General features: G+C 41.7%; 23 protein-coding genes and 1 pseudogene. 7 read left to right on the top strand and 17 right to left on the bottom strand.

Annotated elements, in window-relative coordinates; all coding sequences use genetic code 11:
• Positions 1 to 309: 309 nt before the first annotated feature.
• The 3 genes from IM485_RS18510 to IM485_RS18500 all read right to left on the bottom strand — a co-directional run bounded on the left by IM485_RS18510 (position 310) and on the right by IM485_RS18500 (position 3226).
• Complete coding sequence (locus IM485_RS18510; RefSeq protein ID WP_104397696.1) at positions 310 to 1065, bottom strand: ABC transporter ATP-binding protein; 756 nt, start codon at positions 1063 to 1065, stop codon at positions 310 to 312.
• Entirely contained in the window at positions 1066 to 1869 is an 804-nt protein-coding gene (locus IM485_RS18505) for an ABC transporter permease (protein ID WP_192576016.1), read from the bottom strand.
• Between the two features lie 481 nt (positions 1870 to 2350).
• Positions 2351 to 3226, bottom strand: coding sequence for an ABC transporter ATP-binding protein (locus IM485_RS18500; RefSeq protein WP_287744879.1), 876 nt, complete (start codon positions 3224 to 3226; stop codon positions 2351 to 2353).
• A 164-nt stretch (positions 3227 to 3390) separates the two neighbouring features.
• On the opposite strand from IM485_RS18500, the gene IM485_RS18495 reads away from it, so the two are divergent.
• The 5 genes from IM485_RS18495 (at position 3391) to IM485_RS18475 (ending at position 6517) form a co-directional block, all read left to right on the top strand.
• Positions 3391 to 3891, top strand: coding sequence for a L,D-transpeptidase (locus IM485_RS18495; protein ID WP_104397699.1), 501 nt, complete (start codon positions 3391 to 3393; stop codon positions 3889 to 3891).
• A 62-nt stretch (positions 3892 to 3953) separates the two neighbouring features.
• Complete coding sequence (locus IM485_RS18490; protein ID WP_287744876.1) at positions 3954 to 4100, top strand: hypothetical protein; 147 nt, start codon at positions 3954 to 3956, stop codon at positions 4098 to 4100.
• A gap of 3 nt (positions 4101 to 4103) precedes the next feature.
• Positions 4104 to 4358 (top strand): SemiSWEET transporter, encoded by a 255-nt coding sequence (locus IM485_RS18485; protein ID WP_002739519.1) that lies wholly within the window; start codon positions 4104 to 4106, stop codon positions 4356 to 4358.
• Positions 4359 to 4511: 153 nt separating this feature from the next.
• Positions 4512 to 5765 carry an FIST signal transduction protein gene (locus tag IM485_RS18480; protein ID WP_104397700.1) on the top strand — a complete coding sequence of 418 codons (1254 nt, stop codon included), beginning with the start codon at positions 4512 to 4514 and terminating at the stop codon, positions 5763 to 5765.
• A gap of 38 nt (positions 5766 to 5803) precedes the next feature.
• On the top strand, positions 5804 to 6517 hold the full coding sequence (locus IM485_RS18475) for a Uma2 family endonuclease (RefSeq protein WP_287744874.1): 714 nt from the start codon (positions 5804 to 5806) through the stop codon (positions 6515 to 6517).
• Here IM485_RS18475 and IM485_RS18470 read toward each other — a convergent pair.
• From IM485_RS18470 to IM485_RS18430, 9 genes are all read right to left on the bottom strand, one after another.
• Positions 6514 to 7293: a DUF1350 family protein gene (locus IM485_RS18470; RefSeq protein ID WP_002781173.1), complete on the bottom strand. Its 780-nt coding sequence runs from the start codon at positions 7291 to 7293 to the stop codon at positions 6514 to 6516. The genes IM485_RS18475 and IM485_RS18470 overlap by 4 nt on opposite strands.
• Positions 7294 to 7455: 162 nt before the next feature.
• Complete coding sequence (locus IM485_RS18465; RefSeq protein ID WP_104397702.1) at positions 7456 to 8004, bottom strand: response regulator; 549 nt, start codon at positions 8002 to 8004, stop codon at positions 7456 to 7458.
• Between the two features lie 250 nt (positions 8005 to 8254).
• A complete protein-coding gene (locus IM485_RS18460) occupies positions 8255 to 10033 on the bottom strand; it encodes a S8 family peptidase (RefSeq protein ID WP_287662247.1) in 1779 nt (592 codons plus the stop codon).
• A 134-nt stretch (positions 10034 to 10167) separates the two neighbouring features.
• Positions 10168 to 10602: a VOC family protein gene (locus tag IM485_RS18455; protein ID WP_287744882.1), complete on the bottom strand. Its 435-nt coding sequence runs from the start codon at positions 10600 to 10602 to the stop codon at positions 10168 to 10170.
• Between the two features lie 299 nt (positions 10603 to 10901).
• Entirely contained in the window at positions 10902 to 12257 is a 1356-nt protein-coding gene (gene ovoA, locus IM485_RS18450) for a 5-histidylcysteine sulfoxide synthase (protein WP_104397704.1), read from the bottom strand.
• 40 nt (positions 12258 to 12297) lie between these two features.
• On the bottom strand, positions 12298 to 13308 hold the full coding sequence (egtD, locus tag IM485_RS18445; protein ID WP_104397705.1) for an L-histidine N(alpha)-methyltransferase: 1011 nt from the start codon (positions 13306 to 13308) through the stop codon (positions 12298 to 12300).
• A 229-nt stretch (positions 13309 to 13537) separates the two neighbouring features.
• Complete coding sequence (locus tag IM485_RS18440) at positions 13538 to 13822, bottom strand: DUF7734 family protein (RefSeq protein WP_104397706.1); 285 nt, start codon at positions 13820 to 13822, stop codon at positions 13538 to 13540.
• A 32-nt stretch (positions 13823 to 13854) separates the two neighbouring features.
• Positions 13855 to 14448 carry a DUF3177 family protein gene (locus IM485_RS18435; RefSeq protein ID WP_002770135.1) on the bottom strand — a complete coding sequence of 198 codons (594 nt, stop codon included), beginning with the start codon at positions 14446 to 14448 and terminating at the stop codon, positions 13855 to 13857.
• Between the two features lie 175 nt (positions 14449 to 14623).
• Positions 14624 to 14848: a Calvin cycle protein CP12 gene (locus tag IM485_RS18430; RefSeq protein WP_002792997.1), complete on the bottom strand. Its 225-nt coding sequence runs from the start codon at positions 14846 to 14848 to the stop codon at positions 14624 to 14626.
• Positions 14849 to 15217: 369 nt separating this feature from the next.
• Between IM485_RS18430 and IM485_RS18425 the strand changes: the two genes are divergently transcribed.
• The gene (locus tag IM485_RS18425) at positions 15218 to 15364 is read left to right on the top strand and encodes a hypothetical protein (RefSeq protein WP_287744871.1); all 147 of its coding nucleotides are present in this window, start codon (positions 15218 to 15220) and stop codon (positions 15362 to 15364) included.
• Positions 15365 to 15377: 13 nt separating this feature from the next.
• Here IM485_RS18425 and IM485_RS18420 read toward each other — a convergent pair.
• Positions 15378 to 15548, bottom strand: a pseudogene (locus IM485_RS18420) (DUF4164 domain-containing protein); the annotation flags it as partial.
• Positions 15549 to 15694: 146 nt separating this feature from the next.
• On the opposite strand from IM485_RS18420, the gene IM485_RS18415 reads away from it, so the two are divergent.
• Entirely contained in the window at positions 15695 to 16030 is a 336-nt protein-coding gene (locus IM485_RS18415; protein WP_104397707.1) for a hypothetical protein, read from the top strand.
• A 58-nt stretch (positions 16031 to 16088) separates the two neighbouring features.
• Here IM485_RS18415 and IM485_RS18410 read toward each other — a convergent pair whose 3' ends face one another.
• The 4 genes from IM485_RS18410 to IM485_RS18395 form a co-directional block, all read right to left on the bottom strand.
• Positions 16089 to 16370 (bottom strand): type II toxin-antitoxin system RelE/ParE family toxin, encoded by a 282-nt coding sequence (locus tag IM485_RS18410; RefSeq protein ID WP_104397708.1) that lies wholly within the window; start codon positions 16368 to 16370, stop codon positions 16089 to 16091.
• Positions 16367 to 16582: a hypothetical protein gene (locus IM485_RS18405; protein WP_002782275.1), complete on the bottom strand. Its 216-nt coding sequence runs from the start codon at positions 16580 to 16582 to the stop codon at positions 16367 to 16369. The genes IM485_RS18410 and IM485_RS18405 overlap by 4 nt, the downstream gene beginning before the upstream one ends.
• A gap of 126 nt (positions 16583 to 16708) precedes the next feature.
• A complete protein-coding gene (locus tag IM485_RS18400) occupies positions 16709 to 17053 on the bottom strand; it encodes a hypothetical protein (RefSeq protein ID WP_104397709.1) in 345 nt (114 codons plus the stop codon).
• Positions 17054 to 17073: 20 nt separating this feature from the next.
• A partial coding sequence (locus tag IM485_RS18395) for an IS5 family transposase (RefSeq protein ID WP_287744869.1) occupies positions 17074 to 17852 on the bottom strand: 779 nt, incomplete at its 5' end.

Genomic DNA, 17852 nt, shown 5'->3' with positions numbered 1-17852 from the left:
TGGGAGTGATCAGGGGGAAAATTGAGGTACTTTTTCCCTGAAAATTAGGTAGTTGACCACCTGAAAATCGGTAAAACCCTACACCCCACACCCCACACCCCACACCCTACCCCCAGGAAAAACTTTTTCAGCAGACCCTATCTAGAAGCGATCAATCTTTCTGTCCTTTGGGTCTTTGTGGTTCGTTCCAGTTGGTCTCGCGTAGCGAGCGCGTTGCGACCGCCAGCAGGAATGTACCCTATAATACATTTTACCCACCAAACCCAAGAGAGCCAAACGTAGATAAATTAATTGAGATTACCTACTTAATTAAAAATTAACTTCATTTTGATGCACGGAATCCAAATAAAACTTGATTACATCTTCCGATGCACCCTGACATTGCAACTGGCCTTTATTCAGCCAAATTGCTTGATCACAAGACTCTTGAATTAAAGTCAAATCGTGGGAAACTACTAAAATAGTAGCGTTAGAATTCCAGAATTTTTTTAAACGTCGTTTACACTTATTTTTAAAACTTTCATCCCCGACGGAAAGGACTTCATCAAGAATAAGAATATCGGGGTGAACCTCTGTGGCGATCGCAAATCCCAAACGAGCCACCATCCCAGAAGAAAGAGATTTAACCGGGGCCCCCATGTATTCTTCTAATTCAGCAAAGTCGAGAATATCTTTGGTTTTTTCCTTCATTTCCTGACGAGAAAATCCCAGCATTACCCCATAGAGAATAATATTATCTATTACTGGTAAATCTGGATCAAAACCCGCTCCTAATTCAATTAGAGAAGCAATTTGTCCCCTGACTCTCACCTGTCCTTTTGTCGGTTCTAGAATACCACAAATAACTTTTAGGAGAGTAGATTTTCCTGCGCCATTAGCTCCAATGATACCTAATTTTGCTCCAGAATTAATGACTAAATCTATATCATCTAGAACTAATTTTTTGGCAGGTTGACGATATTTGCCTTCAAGAAGAGAGAAGATTGTCCTTTTTAGATCGTAGGAAAATTCTTCTTGAGTGCGTCTTTCGAGAGACACTTGATCGAGTCGAATTACTTCTGTCATTTATAATAAATCCATAAATAAATGTCGCCATAGTCGGAAGCAAGTCCAACCAATTCCTAAGATAATGATCCCACCGAGTAGAGATTGAAAAATCAAACCAAAATCTGGTAATCCGGGGGAAAGGGACAATTGGCGAATACTTTCAATTACTGGTAATAATGGGTTTAATATCAGGAATGGTTGTACGGAAGGAGGAATAATTTCTGGGGGATAGAAAATCGGACTGCTAATCCAAGCGACAAAACAAACAATCTCGTAAAAATAGGGTAAGTCTCTGAAGAAAACGTAGAGGGTACTAACAAAGAAACCCACTCCCGTGCAAACCAGAGAAAGACCGATCACGGGAAAAATCAGAGCAATTACATTAAGTAAACTTTGAGACTTCCAGAGAGTTACTATAGCCAAAAGGGGAAAGATACTAATAGCAAATTGAAAAATATTTGCCACTACCATGGAAACGGGAAAAATGCTAACTGGCAGACGAATTTTATTTAAAATACTGCCATTACCAACGATACTAGGTAAAGCTTGGTTAGTGGAAGCATTAAAAAAATTTATTACTACTAAACCAGTGAAAGCCGCTAGGACATAGTTAACTAGAGAATTATCAAAATAAGAGGCGAAAACCGTGCCGAAAATTGCCGTGTATAGTGCCGTCATAATCAGGGGATTTAACAAAGACCAGTAAACCCCCAGAAAAGAACCCCGATAGCGTCCCTTGAGATTACGTTCCACTAGAACACTAAGCAATTCGTAATATCGCCGCGCTGTTGACCATCTAGTTTTTGCTTGGAGATCGGTCATAGGGATAATTGTCATCTCGTCAGTATTCAGTGCCTTATTCTAAACGATTACCGTCAATTTTGTCTATCGATCGAGGGAGTACTCTAGTTTTTATCCAGTCCCCGACGACTCTCCCTCTCCAGAAAAAGTTCCCTTCTTGGTCGATTTATCTGGCTCAAAAAGCTTAAAAATTGCTAAAAGCCTCTTTTTTTAGGGTTGAATTCGGTTTTTAGGGACAGCCTCAGCTAATTGACCTAGACTCTAAGCTGTTAAGTATTTAAATTGCTTGTTGAGATGAGGCAAGAGGCAACAGTAAAGGGATTGGGGGAAATTCAGCTAATCTAAAGATAGGCAGTTAAAATGTGTCTTAGCTTATCAGGTTGCCCCATAAAATTGACACCAGATCAAAGCCAAGAAATGCCGATTTAAACACAGCTAATCTCAGAAAAACTGGAGTCAAAAACCGATAACTGAACAACTTCCTAATAGCCAAACCAAGAATTTAATCTAATTGATGTCCCGTCAGTTCCACAAAGATATCTTCGAGGTTGGAAGGGCGGCACATTACTCCAGTTTTATCACTCAAAGTGTCCAGATAAGAGTTAGCATCGGCCACAGTGGGGAAGAATTTATAATCGATTTTATCGCCAACTTGTTTGATAACTAAACCCTCGCCATACTTAGCACGAAAATCCGTTAGAGTTCCTAATTCGATTAATTTGCCCGCATCCATAATGCCAATTCTGCCCGGTTTTCCTGCGGCGTTATCCTGACAGAGAAATTCCACTTCTTCCATGTAGTGAGTGGTTAACAAAATTGTCATTCCTTGCTGGTTTAAATCGCGAATTACTTCCCACAAACGACGACGATTTTGGGGATCTAAACCGACAGTCGGTTCATCGAGAAAGAGGATTTTTGGTTCGTGAAGAAGAGCGCGAGCAATCTGTAAACGTCGTTTCATCCCTCCGGAAAGAGTTTTGGCAAGGGCAGATTTTCGATCGCTTAAACTGACATAATCTAAATAGCGATCGATTAATTCCTGTCTCTGGGGATTGGGGATATGGTGCATCCGTCCGTGAAATTCCATATTTTCCCAGACGGTTAATTCCCCATCAACGCTAATCTGTTGTAAGACTACCCCAATATTTTTCTTTACCTGATCGCGGTATTTTTTGACATTATACCCCGCCACTTCGATTTCTCCTTGACTTGCTTCGGTTAGAGTGATAATCATGCGGATTGTCGTCGATTTTCCCGCACCGTTGGGACCGAGCAAACCAAAGATTTCCCCTTTTTCGATGGCAAAGGAAAGCTCGTTAACTACTGGGAGATTATTATAGATTTTAGAAACGCGATCGAGAGCAATAGCGGCGGTCATAGTTACAAAAGTTAATATTCTAGCTATGGATTAGTGTAACCGAATTAGCCCAACTCGACGGCGATTTTATCCTTCCCCCTCGGGATCATCCTATTGACTTTGGTTTGACATCTTCACAATCAGATTAGAATACGGATAAAAAATCTTGACTTTGCTGGTATCAGATGCGAGTTTTTCTGCCAATTCTGTGTTTATGTCTAGGAATAGGGGAATTTTTCCTCAATCCCCCCATTAGTCCCGTCAATTCCCTTCCCACAACCACGGTAACTCGAACGGAAACTCGTTTGCTGCTAAATTTAAAAAAAAGACGGGTTTTTGTTTACCAAGGACAGAAAATGATCGCTTCTTACCCAGTGGCGATCGGTCGTCCGGGTTGGGAAACCCCGACGGGACAATTTAGGGTGATTCAGATGGTGCGGGAACCAGTCTGGGAACATCCTTTCACTGGTCAACTGGTGCCATCGGGAAAAAACAACCCCTTAGGGGCCCGTTGGATTGGATTTTGGACCGATGGCGCGAATTTTATCGGTTTTCACGGTACACCCCAAGAAAATCTCATCGGCCGGGCCGTATCCCACGGTTGCGTCAGGATGCGCGATCGAGATATAAAAGCTTTATTTGAAAAGGTACAAATCGGCACTTCGGTGATAGTAATCGCTCAATAAGTAGGGTCTGCTGAAAAAGTTTGTTGGTGAGGTTAGGAGTTGGTCGTCGGTCGTCAGTCCTGATGAAAAAATTTTCACCCCCACAGATTAAAAAGGTTTCCTTCCCTACACCCCACACCCCACACCCCACACCCTACACCCTCTTTCAAGTCAGGCGTAATTTAGATAGTCAACAGTTTAAAATGAGAGAAACTGAGCCAAGAGGATAATCGGTGAATATTATTGAACTAATCGGGATCGTGGCGGGAATATTAACCACTGTCTCCTTTTTACCCCAAGTGATTAAAACTTGGCGTTATCGTTCGGCTAAGGACTTGTCCTTAACTATGTTTATTTGCTTTTGTCTGGGGGTTTTTCTTTGGCTCATCTACGGCCTTTATATGAACAGTAAACCGATTATTATTGCTAATTTTGTTACTTTTATCTTAGCGGGGACAATTCTCTATTTTAAGATTAAATATGATTAAAATAACTGACAATCCCTTGCGGCCTTATTGGCTCACGTCATGACAATTCTACAATTTATTGCGCCATCTAGGGGCGCGGATAGGATTTTTAGGTTAATTTATTGTTAAGATGATCATCTTTGACCATTGAGACCAAATTTGGGGTCAAGAAACATGAGCGATCGCATCGAGTGGATTAATGCCCTGTCAACCCGTCCCTCCCTAGAAGCGGCGGTGACGGAAGTAGTGGAAAAAGTGACAGATAAGTTAGTTGGATCGGCAGATCTAGCCATAATTTTTATTTCTTCTGCCTATGCCAGCGACTATCCCCGTTTAGTTCCCTTAATCTTGGATAAACTCCCTGTTCCTGTGCTGATCGGCTGCGGTGGGGCGGGGATTGTCGGCATGGGTGACAGGGAAAAAGCGCGAGAAATCGAAGCGAGTCCGGCTTTAAGTCTCACCGTCGCCCATTTGCCTAATGTGGAAGTGCAGCCCTTCTATATTGAAGCGGCGGAAATGCCCGATCTCGACAGTTCCCCCTCTAGTTGGACAGAATTATTAGGGGTAGAAGCGGCCAAAAATCCCCAATTTATCCTTTTAGCCGATCCTTTTTCCAGTCGCATCAATGATCTGTTAGAGGGTTTGGATTTTGCCTACCCCGGTTCGGCCAAAATCGGCGGTTTAGTCAGTGGTGGCATGATCGAACGTTCTGGGGGTCTATTCTACCACGATCAACAAAAACCCCGTAATAGCTATCTCTATCGTCAGGGAACCGTAGGAATCGCCCTTTCTGGCAATATTATCGTCGAAACTATCGTCGCCCAGGGTTGTCGTCCCATTGGACCGATTTATCAGGTGAGTGAGGGAGAACGCAATATTATCATCTCCATGACTGGTAAAGGGGCCGATGGGACTCCGCAACCACCTTTAAATCTACTGCGGGATTTAATCCCCTCCTTAAGCGAAAAAGACCGGGAATTAGTGCAAAACTCCCTTTTTATCGGTATTGCTAGGGATGAGTTTAAAATGCAGTTGCGGGCTGGGGATTTCTTAATTCGCAGTGTTTTGGGAGTAGATCCTCGCCAAGGTGCGATCGCAATTGGCGATCGAGTTCGTCCGGGGCAGCGGGTACAATTTCACCTGCGTGATGCCGACACTTCCGCCCTAGATTTAGAATTACTTCTGCAAGCTTTTCCCCGAGACAAACCTAATAGCTCAGAGGTACTAGGTGCTTTAATCTTTTCCTGTCTCGGTCGCGGGGAAAATCTCTACGAAAAACCGGACTTTGATTCGGGTCTTTTTCAGCGTTATTTCGCCAATGTTCCCCTCGCCGGTTTCTTTGGCAACGGAGAAATCGGGCCTGTGGCTGGTCGCACTTTTTTACACGGTTATACCTCGGCTTTTGCCCTCTTTCGTCAGGGAATTTAATGTTATACTAAATAGTTAGTACGCTAGGGAGTAGAACGATGGTAAAAGCCCAATCTTTCTCTGAGTCGGAGATTATCTATGCCGATAGTGATGGTAAACCGATGGCCGATAATACCAAACAATTTCGCTGGATTGTGACGATTAAGGAAAATCTCGAATGTTTATTCGCAGACAATGACCATGTGTTTATCGCCGGCGATCTGCTGTGGTATCCGGTCGAGGGGGATAATAAAATCTGTCAAGCGCCGGATGCTATGGTGGTGTTTGGCAGACCCAAGGGCGATCGAGGTTCCTATAAGCAATGGTTAGAAAACCAGATTGCGCCGCAGGTGGTCTTTGAAATTCTCTCTCCGGGCAACACTAAAGCTGAAATACGCCGAAAATGGCAATTTTATCAGCGTTTTGGCGTAGAAGAATATTATCTCTACGATCCCGATGCTAATTATCTACAGGGTTGGTGGCGGAGGGGTGATCAATTGGAGATGATTCCCGCGATCGATAATTGGCAGAGTCCGCTTCTACAGATTCGTTTTCAACTGGAGAGTCCCCAGTTAGCTATTTTTTATCCCGATGGCTCCCGGTTTTTGACCACCCTAGAAATCAAGCAAAAGGCTGAATTAGCCGAACAAAGGGCCAGGACTGCCGAACAGCAAGCCCAACAGGAACGGCAACGGGCCCGGGAAGCTGAGGCAAAATTAGCCCGCTTAGAGGCGCAATTACAGGCCCTGGGGATTAATCTAGAGGAAAGCTAACGAGAGGCGGGAAGGACGGGATTTAACCACTGGAGAATCTCATCTTTGAGACGGGAATTATCCCGGGCAAGTCCCTGTTTTAACCATTGGCCGATCGCATCGAGGGGAGTAAATACTTCTCCGGTTTGCCAACTGACATCTTGACTCAAGGGAGTGAGATGATTACCCGGGAGAGTTCGCAGGGCAATTAAATCATTAAAGCGTTTTTTTAGCAGGGGATTTAATACCAGCGATTGATCGATCGTGTCGTCTTGAAAACGGATTAAAAGATTGCGACGAATGGCATAATCTTGGAAAATTAACTCGTTTGTTTCTTCGGGGGAAGGGGTAAATTCGAGGTTAAAAGTGGTGTCAATTTGTAAAGGTTCGATAAAAGGAATAGCCCGACGAATGGGATAATTATTAAAGGAAATGAGGATATTTCCTTCCCGTTCCACTTCGTAGAGACTACCGATTAATAAATGTAGTTTACAACCCATACTGTGACCCAATCCGTAGATGGGGAGATAACCTTGGGGCAGACTATGATTCCAGCGCAGACGTTCAATAATATTATCAAAACGGTTTAAAACTGTGCGGGCGATCGATTTGTGATCGAGGGTATTAACAAAGGGAGTAGCGACAATAGCGTATCCTGAATTCCCAAGACTTTCTAATAACCAACGATAGGTAATATTCGGGGCCGCCGCTACAAATGCCCCCCCTAAAAAGTGAATGATACCCCGGGGACGACGGGGGAGAAAAACCCAATTACCTGCTATTTCTTGCCAATTCATAATTAGTTATCAGTTAATTAATAACTTAGTCACTCACTAAATAAATACCACTTCATATTATACTAAATCTTGTTTAAAAGGGATAGGAGATTAGCCAGAGATTGCCACGGCTGGATAAAGATGACTGCTTGCCCAAGTCATCAAAGATCTGGATGAATAGTTCTAGGCTAGTTTTTTCTTAATAAAAGCCACTAATTGAGACATTTGTTTCTTGATAGTTTCCATTTCTGTTTGCATTTGGGCAATTTGGGCATGGAGAGTCTGAATATCGGTGCTATAATCCCCGGTGAGTTCCTCTAGTTTCGGGCTAGAAACTGTTGGTTTGGGAGAATACTGTTTTGCCTTGGCTATCGCTTCTTTAATCGCTTGTAGCAATTGTTTTTGGTCGAAAGGCTTCTCAATAAAGGCAAAATACTGGAAAGGTTCGGGTATTTTCTCTACTAGCTCCTCTTTCCGTCCCGACATCAACACTAGGGGAATACTTTTGAGATTATCTTCGCTTTGGATTTGCTGAAACACCTCCCAACCGCTCATTTTTGGGAGAAGGAAGTCCAAAATAATCAAATTTGGGTTTTCGGTACGAATGAGATTATAGCCCTCTAATCCGTCTTTAGCTTCGAGGAATTCAAAGTTACCCTCTGGTAACATATCGCGAACGCGCATCCTAATCACTTTACTGTCATCGATAACGAGAATTTTATGATTTGACACGATAGACACCTTAGACAAGAGACAATAGATAAACTCGATGATTCGAGGGGATATTGGCGAAAACTTTCGGCATAGGCATTGAGGATTCCCAAAAAACCCTTAGAAACTAAGATACACCATAAAGAAAAAACCTCGGTTAATGTCCGAGGCTGCTGTTGTAGGAGAACTCAATGCAAAACAAAAGGAAGATACCAAAACCAAAGAGGTTTTTATCGGTAAATCACCTTTGTTGTCCCATTGTAACCCCTGTTTAAGCGTATCGGGAGGAAGTAGCACTTTTTAGGGCTAAATAACCTAAACCGAGACATAAAAGCGCATTTACGCCCAAAAATGCCTGAGCGATTCTACCGGAACCTAACCAGATCAGAGTAGGATCGATAACGGCACTGATACCTAAACTCACCGCCATGGCTAAACTAACCCCCACCGCCAACCATTTTGCACGGGGATGACCTAAAAGCAGGGCAATCAGGACAAAAGGCAGGATAACACTGGCAAAAAGCGGATTAAGGGCAGAACTGCCCTGAATAACGCCTCCTAGGTCAGAAAGAGAACTCCCCATGACTCGGAAAGGCCATTGGGGTAAATCGAAGATATAAAGACCTCTGAGGAAAAATAAGCCAGAACTGCCAAAAATTAGACCAGCATTCAAAAATCCGTTCCAGGAGAAGGGAAAATAACTTCTTAGCCACCAAGCAAGAAGATAAGAACCCAAAACCATGGCCATTTTGGGCAAAACCGCCACTGCGCCGCCATCAATCCAGAAACGGGGGTTGAGATAACCGTTATCGCGCAACCAACGCCAAAAATCCCGGAAAGTAATCTGTCCTTTTAGGGCCAATTGTAGAGCATTGCCCGCGTCTAATTGTCCGGCCCCAAAATGATTAAAGGGATCATCATTGATCTTACGGGCTGACTGTTGCAAAACCTCTAAAACTGCACTGGGTTCTTTAATTCCCGCAGCTTTGATTAAAGCTACCACCCCAGCAACGTGAGGGGCTGCCATGCTGGTTCCCTGAAAACCGAGGAACGCCGGTTCCCCCCCCTTAGCGGGATCGATGGTTTCTTGGATAATTTTACCCGTATCGGAGCCGCCGGGGGCAGCAATATCGATTCCGGCTCCGAAATTAGAATAGGGGGCCTTATTTCCGGAGGCATCTACCGCAGAAACGCCGATAACGTGGGGAAAACGGGCAGGATAGGCGGCGGAATTATCATCGGCATTACCGGCAGCAGCGACGATTACCACACCTTTACTATAGGCATATTCGATCGCCTCTTTCATTACTTGGGTTTCGCCTCCACCCCCTAAACTCATATTGATGACATCGGCTTTATTATCGACGGCAAAACGGATCGCTTCGGCAATATCTCCCACACTTCCCCCACCCGTCCCGGAAAGCACCTTGAGGGGCATAATTTTGGCTTTGTAGGCGATGCCGGCCACCCCGTAGTTATTATTGGTCGATTGGGCAATTGTTCCCGCTACATGGGTTCCGTGACCGTTATCGTCCTCGGCATTGCTGCGATCGTTGACGAAGTCGTAGCCTTCCACAAACTCGGTTTCTCGCAGATCGGGAACTTTTGATACACCTGTATCAATAACGGCGACGGTGATCCCTTCACCGTGATTTTCTTCCCAAGCGCGTTCGATGTTAATTCCTCGCAGGTTCCACTGTTTGCTATAGTCGGGGTCGTTAGGGGCGATAAAAGCATGATAAATATAATCGGGTTCGATCGATTCAGTGTATTTTTTTAGGTCGGAATTGCGGAGAGTTTTCAGAAGTTTGCTATCTCCTGCCACGGTGTAAAGATGTTCATCGATGGAAAAAATACTATTTAAACTGGTGGTTTTTCCCGCTTTTTTGTTGATAGCATTTAACTGCTCATCGAGGACGCTGACGGGTACATCGTCCTTAAAGTCGATCAAAATTGATTGATATTCGCCCCGATTTGCTAATCCAGTAAAGTTAAAGAGAGCAAATCCTAGACCGATAATGAATAGGGTTAACAATAAAATTTTTTTCATAGATTTCCTAAGAATTGATCATTACAAGCCAAGATTTTTTTAGTTTCGATCAGAGAATCCGAGGGAAGTTCCCCTGTTTTTGTCGCAGTTGAAGATAGGACTAACCAATTACAAAAAGTCACCTGTTGTTTATTTTAAGCTCGATCGCCGATCGCTGTTAATTGCCGACTGGCAAAAATAGCTTCATAGTAGCGATAATGTTTAAATTCGAGGAGATTATAGAAAGGATCCTCTAGGAAAAAGGTTTTATGTTCGGTTATCTCCCCAGCAAAGCGAGTTTTTGGTTCTAGATAAAATTTTAGTTGATTGACTCGTGCTTGTGCGAGAAGATTGTCCCAATCGCTGGCATCTGGCAGAATTAGACCGAAATGGCGAGGATAAATGCTATTTTGGGGAGTAAGAGGCATTTCGGTGACGTGAGCGACTACCTGATGACCATAGAAATTTAAGATAATCGCTTTCTCGGTTTCCCTTCCCGCTAAACAACCTAAACCATCACAGTAAAAGCTTTTAGCGGTGGACACATCGGTGATCGGAATAGCGAGATGAAAAATTGCAGGTTGATTCATGGCGATCGAGTTTATCCGCATTCTATTAGGTTCTATTGTAGCGATCGAAGGGCGACCCTTCCAGGAATTTTTTTTAAAATTGGCAATTACCTAAAGTTTGCAGAATAAATCTAAAAACCTTGTTGGATAATATATTTAGGCTTTTTTGACATCAAAAAGTGCCGACTCTTAGAGTAATCACAGGGAAATTTTAGGCACTTTTTCCCTGAAAATTAGGTAATTGACCCCCTCAAAATCGGTAAAACCCCACACCCCACACCCTACACCCCACACCCCACACCCCACACCCCACACCCCACCTAAAGACTTTGCGCGATTCTAAAACCAGCGTGTTGATAAAAATTCCGGCGAAACCAATTGCGATAGTAGGGTAGGATTTCTGTGCCGTTAGTCACCCAAGCTCCTCCTAACATCATTTTATGTTGACTATTAAAGAAAGGAGTGGAATTGTCAGCATAGAGGTAATGGGGTTGAAAGTCAGTTAAGGGATTAAAATCATCTTCTAGCCATTCCCAGACGTTACCGCGTAAGTCATAAATTTCTGAGTTATTGCCCGTATTTTTTAACATTCCCACGGGAGTGGGAGAACAGAATTTTAAATTGAGGTTATAGTCATCAAATTTATCGTTTTCTAGGGTATAACATCGATTTTTTTGACTGCCATAGGTGACTAAATTCCACTCAGCTTCCGTCATTAAACGTATTCCTTGACCTTGAAAACGACAGTAAGCGATCGCTTCATAATAGTTCACTTCTACTGGCCAATCCAGAGGTAAATCGAGAACATCAAACATGGCTCGATATTGATAATTTCCTCCCTCATCTACCAGCCAAAATTTAGGATACTTGACTTGATAATGATTTTTCCATTGCCAAGCTTCCTCATCCCAATAACTGGGATTTTCGTAGCCACCATTATGGACAAATTCTTTAAATTCTCCGTTGGTAATCATATATTTACTCACCAGAAAATTGTTAACTTGAATTTGACGATAACCATACTCGTTGTCCCAACCATAAACAGGAGAATCCTGGGGTTTACCAATTTCTACTATTCCCCCAGAAACCTCCACCATTTGATTAGGATAAGCTTGACCAAAAGAAGGGGCATAATGCCAACCAGAAGGACGTTGCAGACAGTCTAACGGCAGTTGTCTGAGTAACATTGAAGATGTTTCAAAGTGAACACGCTGATGCTCGATTCCCATCATTAATGACCAGAGAGAATGCTGCGGATGAATAGGAAGATTGAGGGGGATATTTTTAATTATTTCGACCACAATTTCATAGACTTGTTGCCGATATTCCCACACTTTAGCCACCCCGGGCCACTGAATATGGGCGATAGCGGAGTTTAATTCTTCAGAAGTTGCCGGATCTACTCCCACTCCAAACAATAATTCATAGTCAGGATTAGGGCTTTTTTTTAATAGGTTAACCAGCTGCAATTTATTTAGATAAAAAGCGGCAGCATGACCTAAATAAAAGATGAGGGGATTTCTTAAATCATCAGGGTTACAATAAAAAGCTTCTTCTTTGATGATGCTTTTTAACAGCATATCTTCTAATTGCCAAGCATTTTCAAAATAGTCCAGTATATTTTCTCGACTACAGTTACTTAGAGAGATAGGAGCCTGTGCTTGAATCTTTTCCATGTTTTTGTGCCTCTATTACTGATGATAATGTTTTCGTTAATTACAGGGATAACTGACAGAGAATTAACCCAAATAAATTTTCAGGATCGGTGAAAACCTTGAGCGGGTTTAATCCCTTTGATTCTAGGTCTTTTTGCATAGTTTCTAGGTTGAATTTACGCGAGATTTCTGTTAAAATACTTTCCGACGCTTCAAAATTAACTGTTAAATCGAGTTTTTTAAGGTGAACAGGGTGAGTTTTTTGACAAATTAAATACATTTCAATTTGAGATTGCTCTTGATTATAGATAGCTTGATGACTAAATAAATCAAGATTAAAATCAGCTTGAAAACGCCAATTTAAATGGGAAAGCATATTTAAATTAAAAGCGGCCGTCACCCCTTGAGCATCATTATAAGCTGCTTCTAAAATTGCCACCGGTTTTTGCAGATCAATCCCTAATAAAAAATAATCTCCAGCTTTTAGGACAGTGGCAATTTTTTCTAAGAATTTATCACATTCAGCCGCAGAAAAATTACCGATAGAACTTCCCAAGAAAAAAATCATTCTGGTATTATCGGAAGGGTTTTGACAATAGTCTAGGGCCTGTTCATAGGTTCCAATTAACCCCTGAATGGGTAAATTAGGATATTCTTTTTGTAATTCTATGGCACTAGCTTTGAGAATAGTTTCACTAACATCGATAGGTACATATTTAGAGGATTTTTGCTGTTGATAATAAGCGTTCAATAACAGACGAGTTTTAGTGGAACTACCACTACCTAATTCTATCAATTCGCAGGCTCCTGTATAAGCGACAATTTCTTGAGCATATTCTTGGAGAATAGCCGCTTCTGTCCTAGTGGGATAGTATTCTGGCAATTGACAGATTTCTTCAAAAAGTTGCGAACCTTGCCGATCATAAAAATATTTAGATGGTAAACTTTTGGGGGTTTTAGTTAATCCTTCAATCACATCTTTGCCATCATCTCTAACTATATTTTGTCCCGTAGCAGCGGTGGCTAAATACTCAATTTGTAACAGTTCTTGGTTAGATTGTTTAAGTTGCATAGATTCTCCAGATTATTCTCCAGTTTTTTGATTGTTCTCGATCGATACCGAGGATGAAATCCACTTTGACAGCTTGAATACTGGCAGAGATTATCATTCCCCGGTAATCTTACCACTAAAACGCCGCAAAATTTACCTCTTGTCTAGATAGACAAAGTTTATGGATACTCAATAAAAGCTGTTAAATTGATCGCCAGTAAGCTGATGCTATTCAAGTAAAATTACTGGTTTAATTAATCAGTAAAGACTGCATTTCCTCTAAAGTAAGATTTTCTTGAATATAGCGAGGATTAAGGGGATGATAGGGACTAGCAAGACGATCTATCCTAATAATTGTCGCCATTTCAGGAATGAGCGGAATATCGGGATCGTAGGGGGTGCTGCGGGTAAGGGAACTAGAAAAACCCTTAAAAATAGAGATTTCTTCTTCCTCCCCATCCACAGCAATAGTCACTAATAAAACCTCGTGGGGATTTTTGAGGGTGTATTGTTCGAGTTGTTGACCAATATTCATAGAAAAATGGCTAATCATCGATAGCTAAAGACCTACTGTTGTAAAGCTGAACGTCCCTGTTTGCCAAGGCGAATAAGAAGAAAATGGGCAAAATAGAGAGTATAAAAAGAGAGACCAACTAAACCAAAAAAGCCCAAAACATTAGCGGTAGCTTCTGAATGAAAAATCTCGCGAAACTGCCAGGGTGCTTCCTGCCAAACCTGACAATAGGGAGAATTTAGCAATTCCCCTGACATAGCACAGGAGAGAAAAGGTAAGGTAGAAATTGCGCCCAAAGGACAATAAATCGTTACTGCCCAACGCCAAGCAGTGGTGACAAATTTAATTGGACTGGCGGGTAAATCTTTAATTTCATCGTTAATATCTACCCAAAACCAGAGAGAAATCGGGATTAAAATCTTAGCTAAAAAACTGGTGACAAAACCAATCGGCCAGGAAGCAATCATTAAATATACGGTAATTAACAAAAGACTAGCCACTCGCCAATAGATAATCAACAATTTCTGTAATGATTCGATTTTTGCAAATAAAGACCAAATTAACAAAATTGCCGGAATAATCACCGTAAATAGGACGGCTAAACGATAATCTATCCAAACGAGAGGACGAAACCAAAGTTGATTCATAAACTATTTAGACATAATTACACTGTCACCATTTTACTGTCTTCCGGTGCGGGAGCCAAAATCGGCCACAGCTTGACCAACAAACAAAAAAACGAGGGGCGATCTCTTTATAGCTGAGATCGCCCTAAAGCTAGGATTCTACTGTGAGGAGAGAAAAAACCGCTGCCCGACTCCATTAATCGTCATAAACGCGACACTCGGCGGCATCGGGATTATCATCACAATACTTTTCGAAGTAGGTTTTTTGGGGGTGGTCTTGACGTTGGTGAGCTGCTTCTGCTTGTAATTCTTCCACCGCATCCCAAGCGGCGGCGCATTCGCCAGAGGTGGCACCTTCCGTACTACAGACGGTTCTGGCGTTTTCTAGCTCTTCTTGAATTTTATCTTGGATATTGCTCATGATTCCTCTGGAATTGATCTATTGACACTCTAACAATTATACAGCCACGTTCTCAAACCACAGGATCGGTTATCCCACTCGATCGCCCTTCCTGTGCTATTGAGCCGATCCTAGCGCAGGGGAATTTAAGATCAAGATTTCCTGACTAGGCCAATTTTTAGCCCAGATTTCGCACTGGAGAAACGCCACAGGGATTTCTCCCCGGGATAGACAGCGAGCAGAAGCATATATCGACTTATTTAGGGTTTGCTGAATAAATCTAAAAACCTTGTTGGGTAAAACTTTTAGACTTTTTGTCAATCAAAAAGTACCAGGTATGGGAGTGATCAGGGGGAAAATTCCGGGACTTTTTCCCTAAAAATTAGGTAATTGGCCACCTCAAAACCGGTAAAACCCCACACCCCACACCCCACACCCCACACCCTGCCCCCACCGAAAAACTTTTTCAGCAGACCCTATTTAGGCCGTCTTACCAGTCTCGATGCTCCCTTAGACAGGGTGGCGCAGATCGAATAAGTTATTCTAGGGACTAGGGGAAAAAGACTGTTTTGCTGGCAATAGTCAGCATTCCTGTCACCAAAATGCCGACAATGCTAAGGAATCCAATGGTGGTAATGTTGACTCGTGCGTTGAGATCGTCAACCTGCTTTTCTAGTCGCGTAACTTTGGCATCTAAGGCCTTAATATCCCCTTTAATTTCTCCACTCTATCAATATTTTCTCGGTCGAGCATTTCTACTCTAGAATGAAAGATATTGCCATCCCCGTTAGGGAATTTCTCAGAAACTTGAGGTATATTAAGTGTGACATAATCACAGTTTCGCATTTAACCTTCATAACCTAGAATATGAATATCATTGACGCTTTAAATCTCAAAAAACCCCAAGATTACCCCTCTAGAGAAGCTTATCAGCAAGACGTTGTCAAAGCGGTACAGGTATTGATGCGTCTAGGTATTATGGATAGTCCCTCGGCCGATTTAACCGCTTCCCTAGACTCTATCCTTGAGAAATTACAAGAGGATGAACTGACTATCTACGGTAGAAAACGCAGTAAACAGGAAATTATCGCCGATTTAAAGCAAGTTAATAGTGAAATTGCCGAACTCGATCGAGAAATAGCCGACTTAGAATGGCAAATTGCCCTCAAAAAAGCTGAAATATCTGTTAATGAAACATCTTAGGGGTTTTTATCTTGATTCTGTTTCGTTTTCTCCAAACTGAGCGCAATAATCATCCGCACTAATAAACTTCATCGTGAGTCCCAATTGACTCCAAAAGAATTGCCTGTTTCTGCTCATATTCAACGAATTTAAAGACAATTCTTAAATCATAGCCCACACTACAAGCATAAGAGTCTTTAAGCTCCCCTTTTAATTTGTGTGTTCTTAATCGAGGTTGAGATGGATCTACGGATAATAAAGCTAAAGTTTCTTGGATATTTTGAGCTAAAAAAGCCTGTTTTTTCACAATTTTTCGAGCATTTCTAATAAATATATTGGAGCGTAATAAAACAAAATTCACGAAAGAATTTCCTCCATGATTTGTTCAGGTGTCAGGGGTTGACATTGACCTTGTGCAAATTCTTGTTGAGCTTCTTGAACATCTCTAAACAACTCTGTTCTTTTTTGATCTCGAAGACGATTCTGTAAAATATGAATGAGATTTTCTTGATCTTCAAGGGGAAGTTGCTCGGCTGCTTCTAAAATCTCTGCAAAGGTTGTTTGTATTGCCATTTTCTTAAGGGGCGATCGATTAAACTATCTAGAATTTACAATCAAGGCTAAAAATGATGTTGGGTTTCGTTCCGAGTACCCCACCTAAGAGATTGGTGATCGCACTAAGTTAAATTAGGTCGAGGTCTATTGGATTGATTGCTCAACTTCAACAATATCAAAATCTGGAGCCACATAATAATTTATGTATCCAGGCTTAACATCAAACCAAACAGATAAAGTTAAAATTTGTTTCCCATTGGGAGAAATAAAGGTAGCACTACATAATCTGTTTCCACAAATAATTTCTGGCCAACCTGGTACATAATCTGGAACAACACTTGGTTTTGGCTTCCAACCTAAATTGAGGATTTCTTGACGATATTCACCATAGGGAGATAAACCCTTAGTGGGAACTAGCTGTGCCTTAACCGCCTCTCCCCACAAGAAAACCCCAAAAAATAATATCCCGATATTTAACTTGATACTCATTAGATCTCTTGCAAAAGTAATCAAGATATATCCTTTTGTCGGTAACGAAGTTCGTAATTGTAGATACCAGCAATCAAATTCAATCTCAGACCAAATCGCCGTCTGCGATTTCTGTATCTTGATGAAAGTATCCGAAATATTTTGAGACGACGATGAATATGTTCTATAACTATGCGCCGTTGTGATAAATGACGATTGGCTTTTTTTTGCTCTTTACTTAGTTTTTCTTTTTTCTTTTTTTTATGAGGAATTTGACTGTTTTGATGGATTTTCTGAATTCCTTGATAGCCTTTATCCCCTAATATTTCTATTTCCTTATTTAACCTTATTTTGCTCTCTTTCCACAGTCGAAAATCATGGACTCTTCCTTTCTCACAACGGACACAGATTACCTGCTCGCTTTTTTGATCGGCAACGACTTGCGACTTTAATGTGTGGTATCCCTGCTTGCCACTATAGCATGATTTCTGTTTTTTTTTGGGTTTTTCTATCTCCTGTTCTGACACATCCACCACTATTACTTCTATTTCACTATTACTTTCTAATAGGGCTTTTTTTCCGGGTAGATTAAACAGACCTGATTTGATGAGAATATTCTCTACTTTCCTAACAATTCTATACGCCGTTGATTCGTTAACACCCCAACCATTTCCCAGATGAAAATAGGTGCGATATTCTCGCCAATATTCTAATGTTATTAGTAGTTGGTCTTCCGTACTCAATTTGCTAGGTCTACCTGTCTTTTTTTGCCAAACTTTTTCTGCCTTTAGGACTGTTACCATATCCTTAAATGTATCTG

It is taken from the genome of Microcystis sp. M169S2 (genome assembly GCF_020245865.1).
Lineage (GTDB): Bacteria > Cyanobacteriota > Cyanobacteriia > Cyanobacteriales > Microcystaceae > Microcystis > Microcystis ichthyoblabe_A.
This window is presented reverse-complemented; position numbering and strand designations above follow the sequence as displayed.

Excerpts from the sequence above, each read along its gene's own strand:
- IM485_RS18440 (WP_104397706.1), bottom strand. The coding sequence starts at position 13,822 with ATGAATATTGGTCAACAACTCGAACAATACACCCTCAAAAATCCCCAC.
- IM485_RS18415 (WP_104397707.1), top strand. The coding sequence starts at position 15,695 with ATGAATATCATTGACGCTTTAAATCTCAAAAAACCCCAAGATTACCCC.
- IM485_RS18470 (WP_002781173.1), bottom strand. The coding sequence starts at position 7,293 with ATGAATTGGCAAGAAATAGCAGGTAATTGGGTTTTTCTCCCCCGTCGT.
- ovoA (WP_104397704.1), bottom strand. The coding sequence starts at position 12,257 with ATGGAAAAGATTCAAGCACAGGCTCCTATCTCTCTAAGTAACTGTAGT.
- IM485_RS18475 (WP_287744874.1), top strand. The coding sequence starts at position 5,804 with ATGGTAAAAGCCCAATCTTTCTCTGAGTCGGAGATTATCTATGCCGAT.
- IM485_RS18495 (WP_104397699.1), top strand. The coding sequence starts at position 3,391 with ATGCGAGTTTTTCTGCCAATTCTGTGTTTATGTCTAGGAATAGGGGAA.
- IM485_RS18405 (WP_002782275.1), bottom strand. The coding sequence starts at position 16,582 with ATGGCAATACAAACAACCTTTGCAGAGATTTTAGAAGCAGCCGAGCAA.
- IM485_RS18480 (WP_104397700.1), top strand. The coding sequence starts at position 4,512 with ATGAGCGATCGCATCGAGTGGATTAATGCCCTGTCAACCCGTCCCTCC.
- IM485_RS18510 (WP_104397696.1), bottom strand. The coding sequence starts at position 1,065 with ATGACAGAAGTAATTCGACTCGATCAAGTGTCTCTCGAAAGACGCACT.
- IM485_RS18500 (WP_287744879.1), bottom strand. The coding sequence starts at position 3,226 with ATGACCGCCGCTATTGCTCTCGATCGCGTTTCTAAAATCTATAATAAT.
- IM485_RS18455 (WP_287744882.1), bottom strand. The coding sequence starts at position 10,602 with ATGAATCAACCTGCAATTTTTCATCTCGCTATTCCGATCACCGATGTG.
- IM485_RS18435 (WP_002770135.1), bottom strand. The coding sequence starts at position 14,448 with ATGAATCAACTTTGGTTTCGTCCTCTCGTTTGGATAGATTATCGTTTA.
- egtD (WP_104397705.1), bottom strand. The coding sequence starts at position 13,308 with ATGCAACTTAAACAATCTAACCAAGAACTGTTACAAATTGAGTATTTA.
- IM485_RS18460 (WP_287662247.1), bottom strand. The coding sequence starts at position 10,033 with ATGAAAAAAATTTTATTGTTAACCCTATTCATTATCGGTCTAGGATTT.
- IM485_RS18505 (WP_192576016.1), bottom strand. The coding sequence starts at position 1,869 with ATGACCGATCTCCAAGCAAAAACTAGATGGTCAACAGCGCGGCGATAT.
- IM485_RS18490 (WP_287744876.1), top strand. The coding sequence starts at position 3,954 with ATGAAAAAATTTTCACCCCCACAGATTAAAAAGGTTTCCTTCCCTACA.
- IM485_RS18430 (WP_002792997.1), bottom strand. The coding sequence starts at position 14,848 with ATGAGCAATATCCAAGATAAAATTCAAGAAGAGCTAGAAAACGCCAGA.
- IM485_RS18400 (WP_104397709.1), bottom strand. The coding sequence starts at position 17,053 with ATGAGTATCAAGTTAAATATCGGGATATTATTTTTTGGGGTTTTCTTG.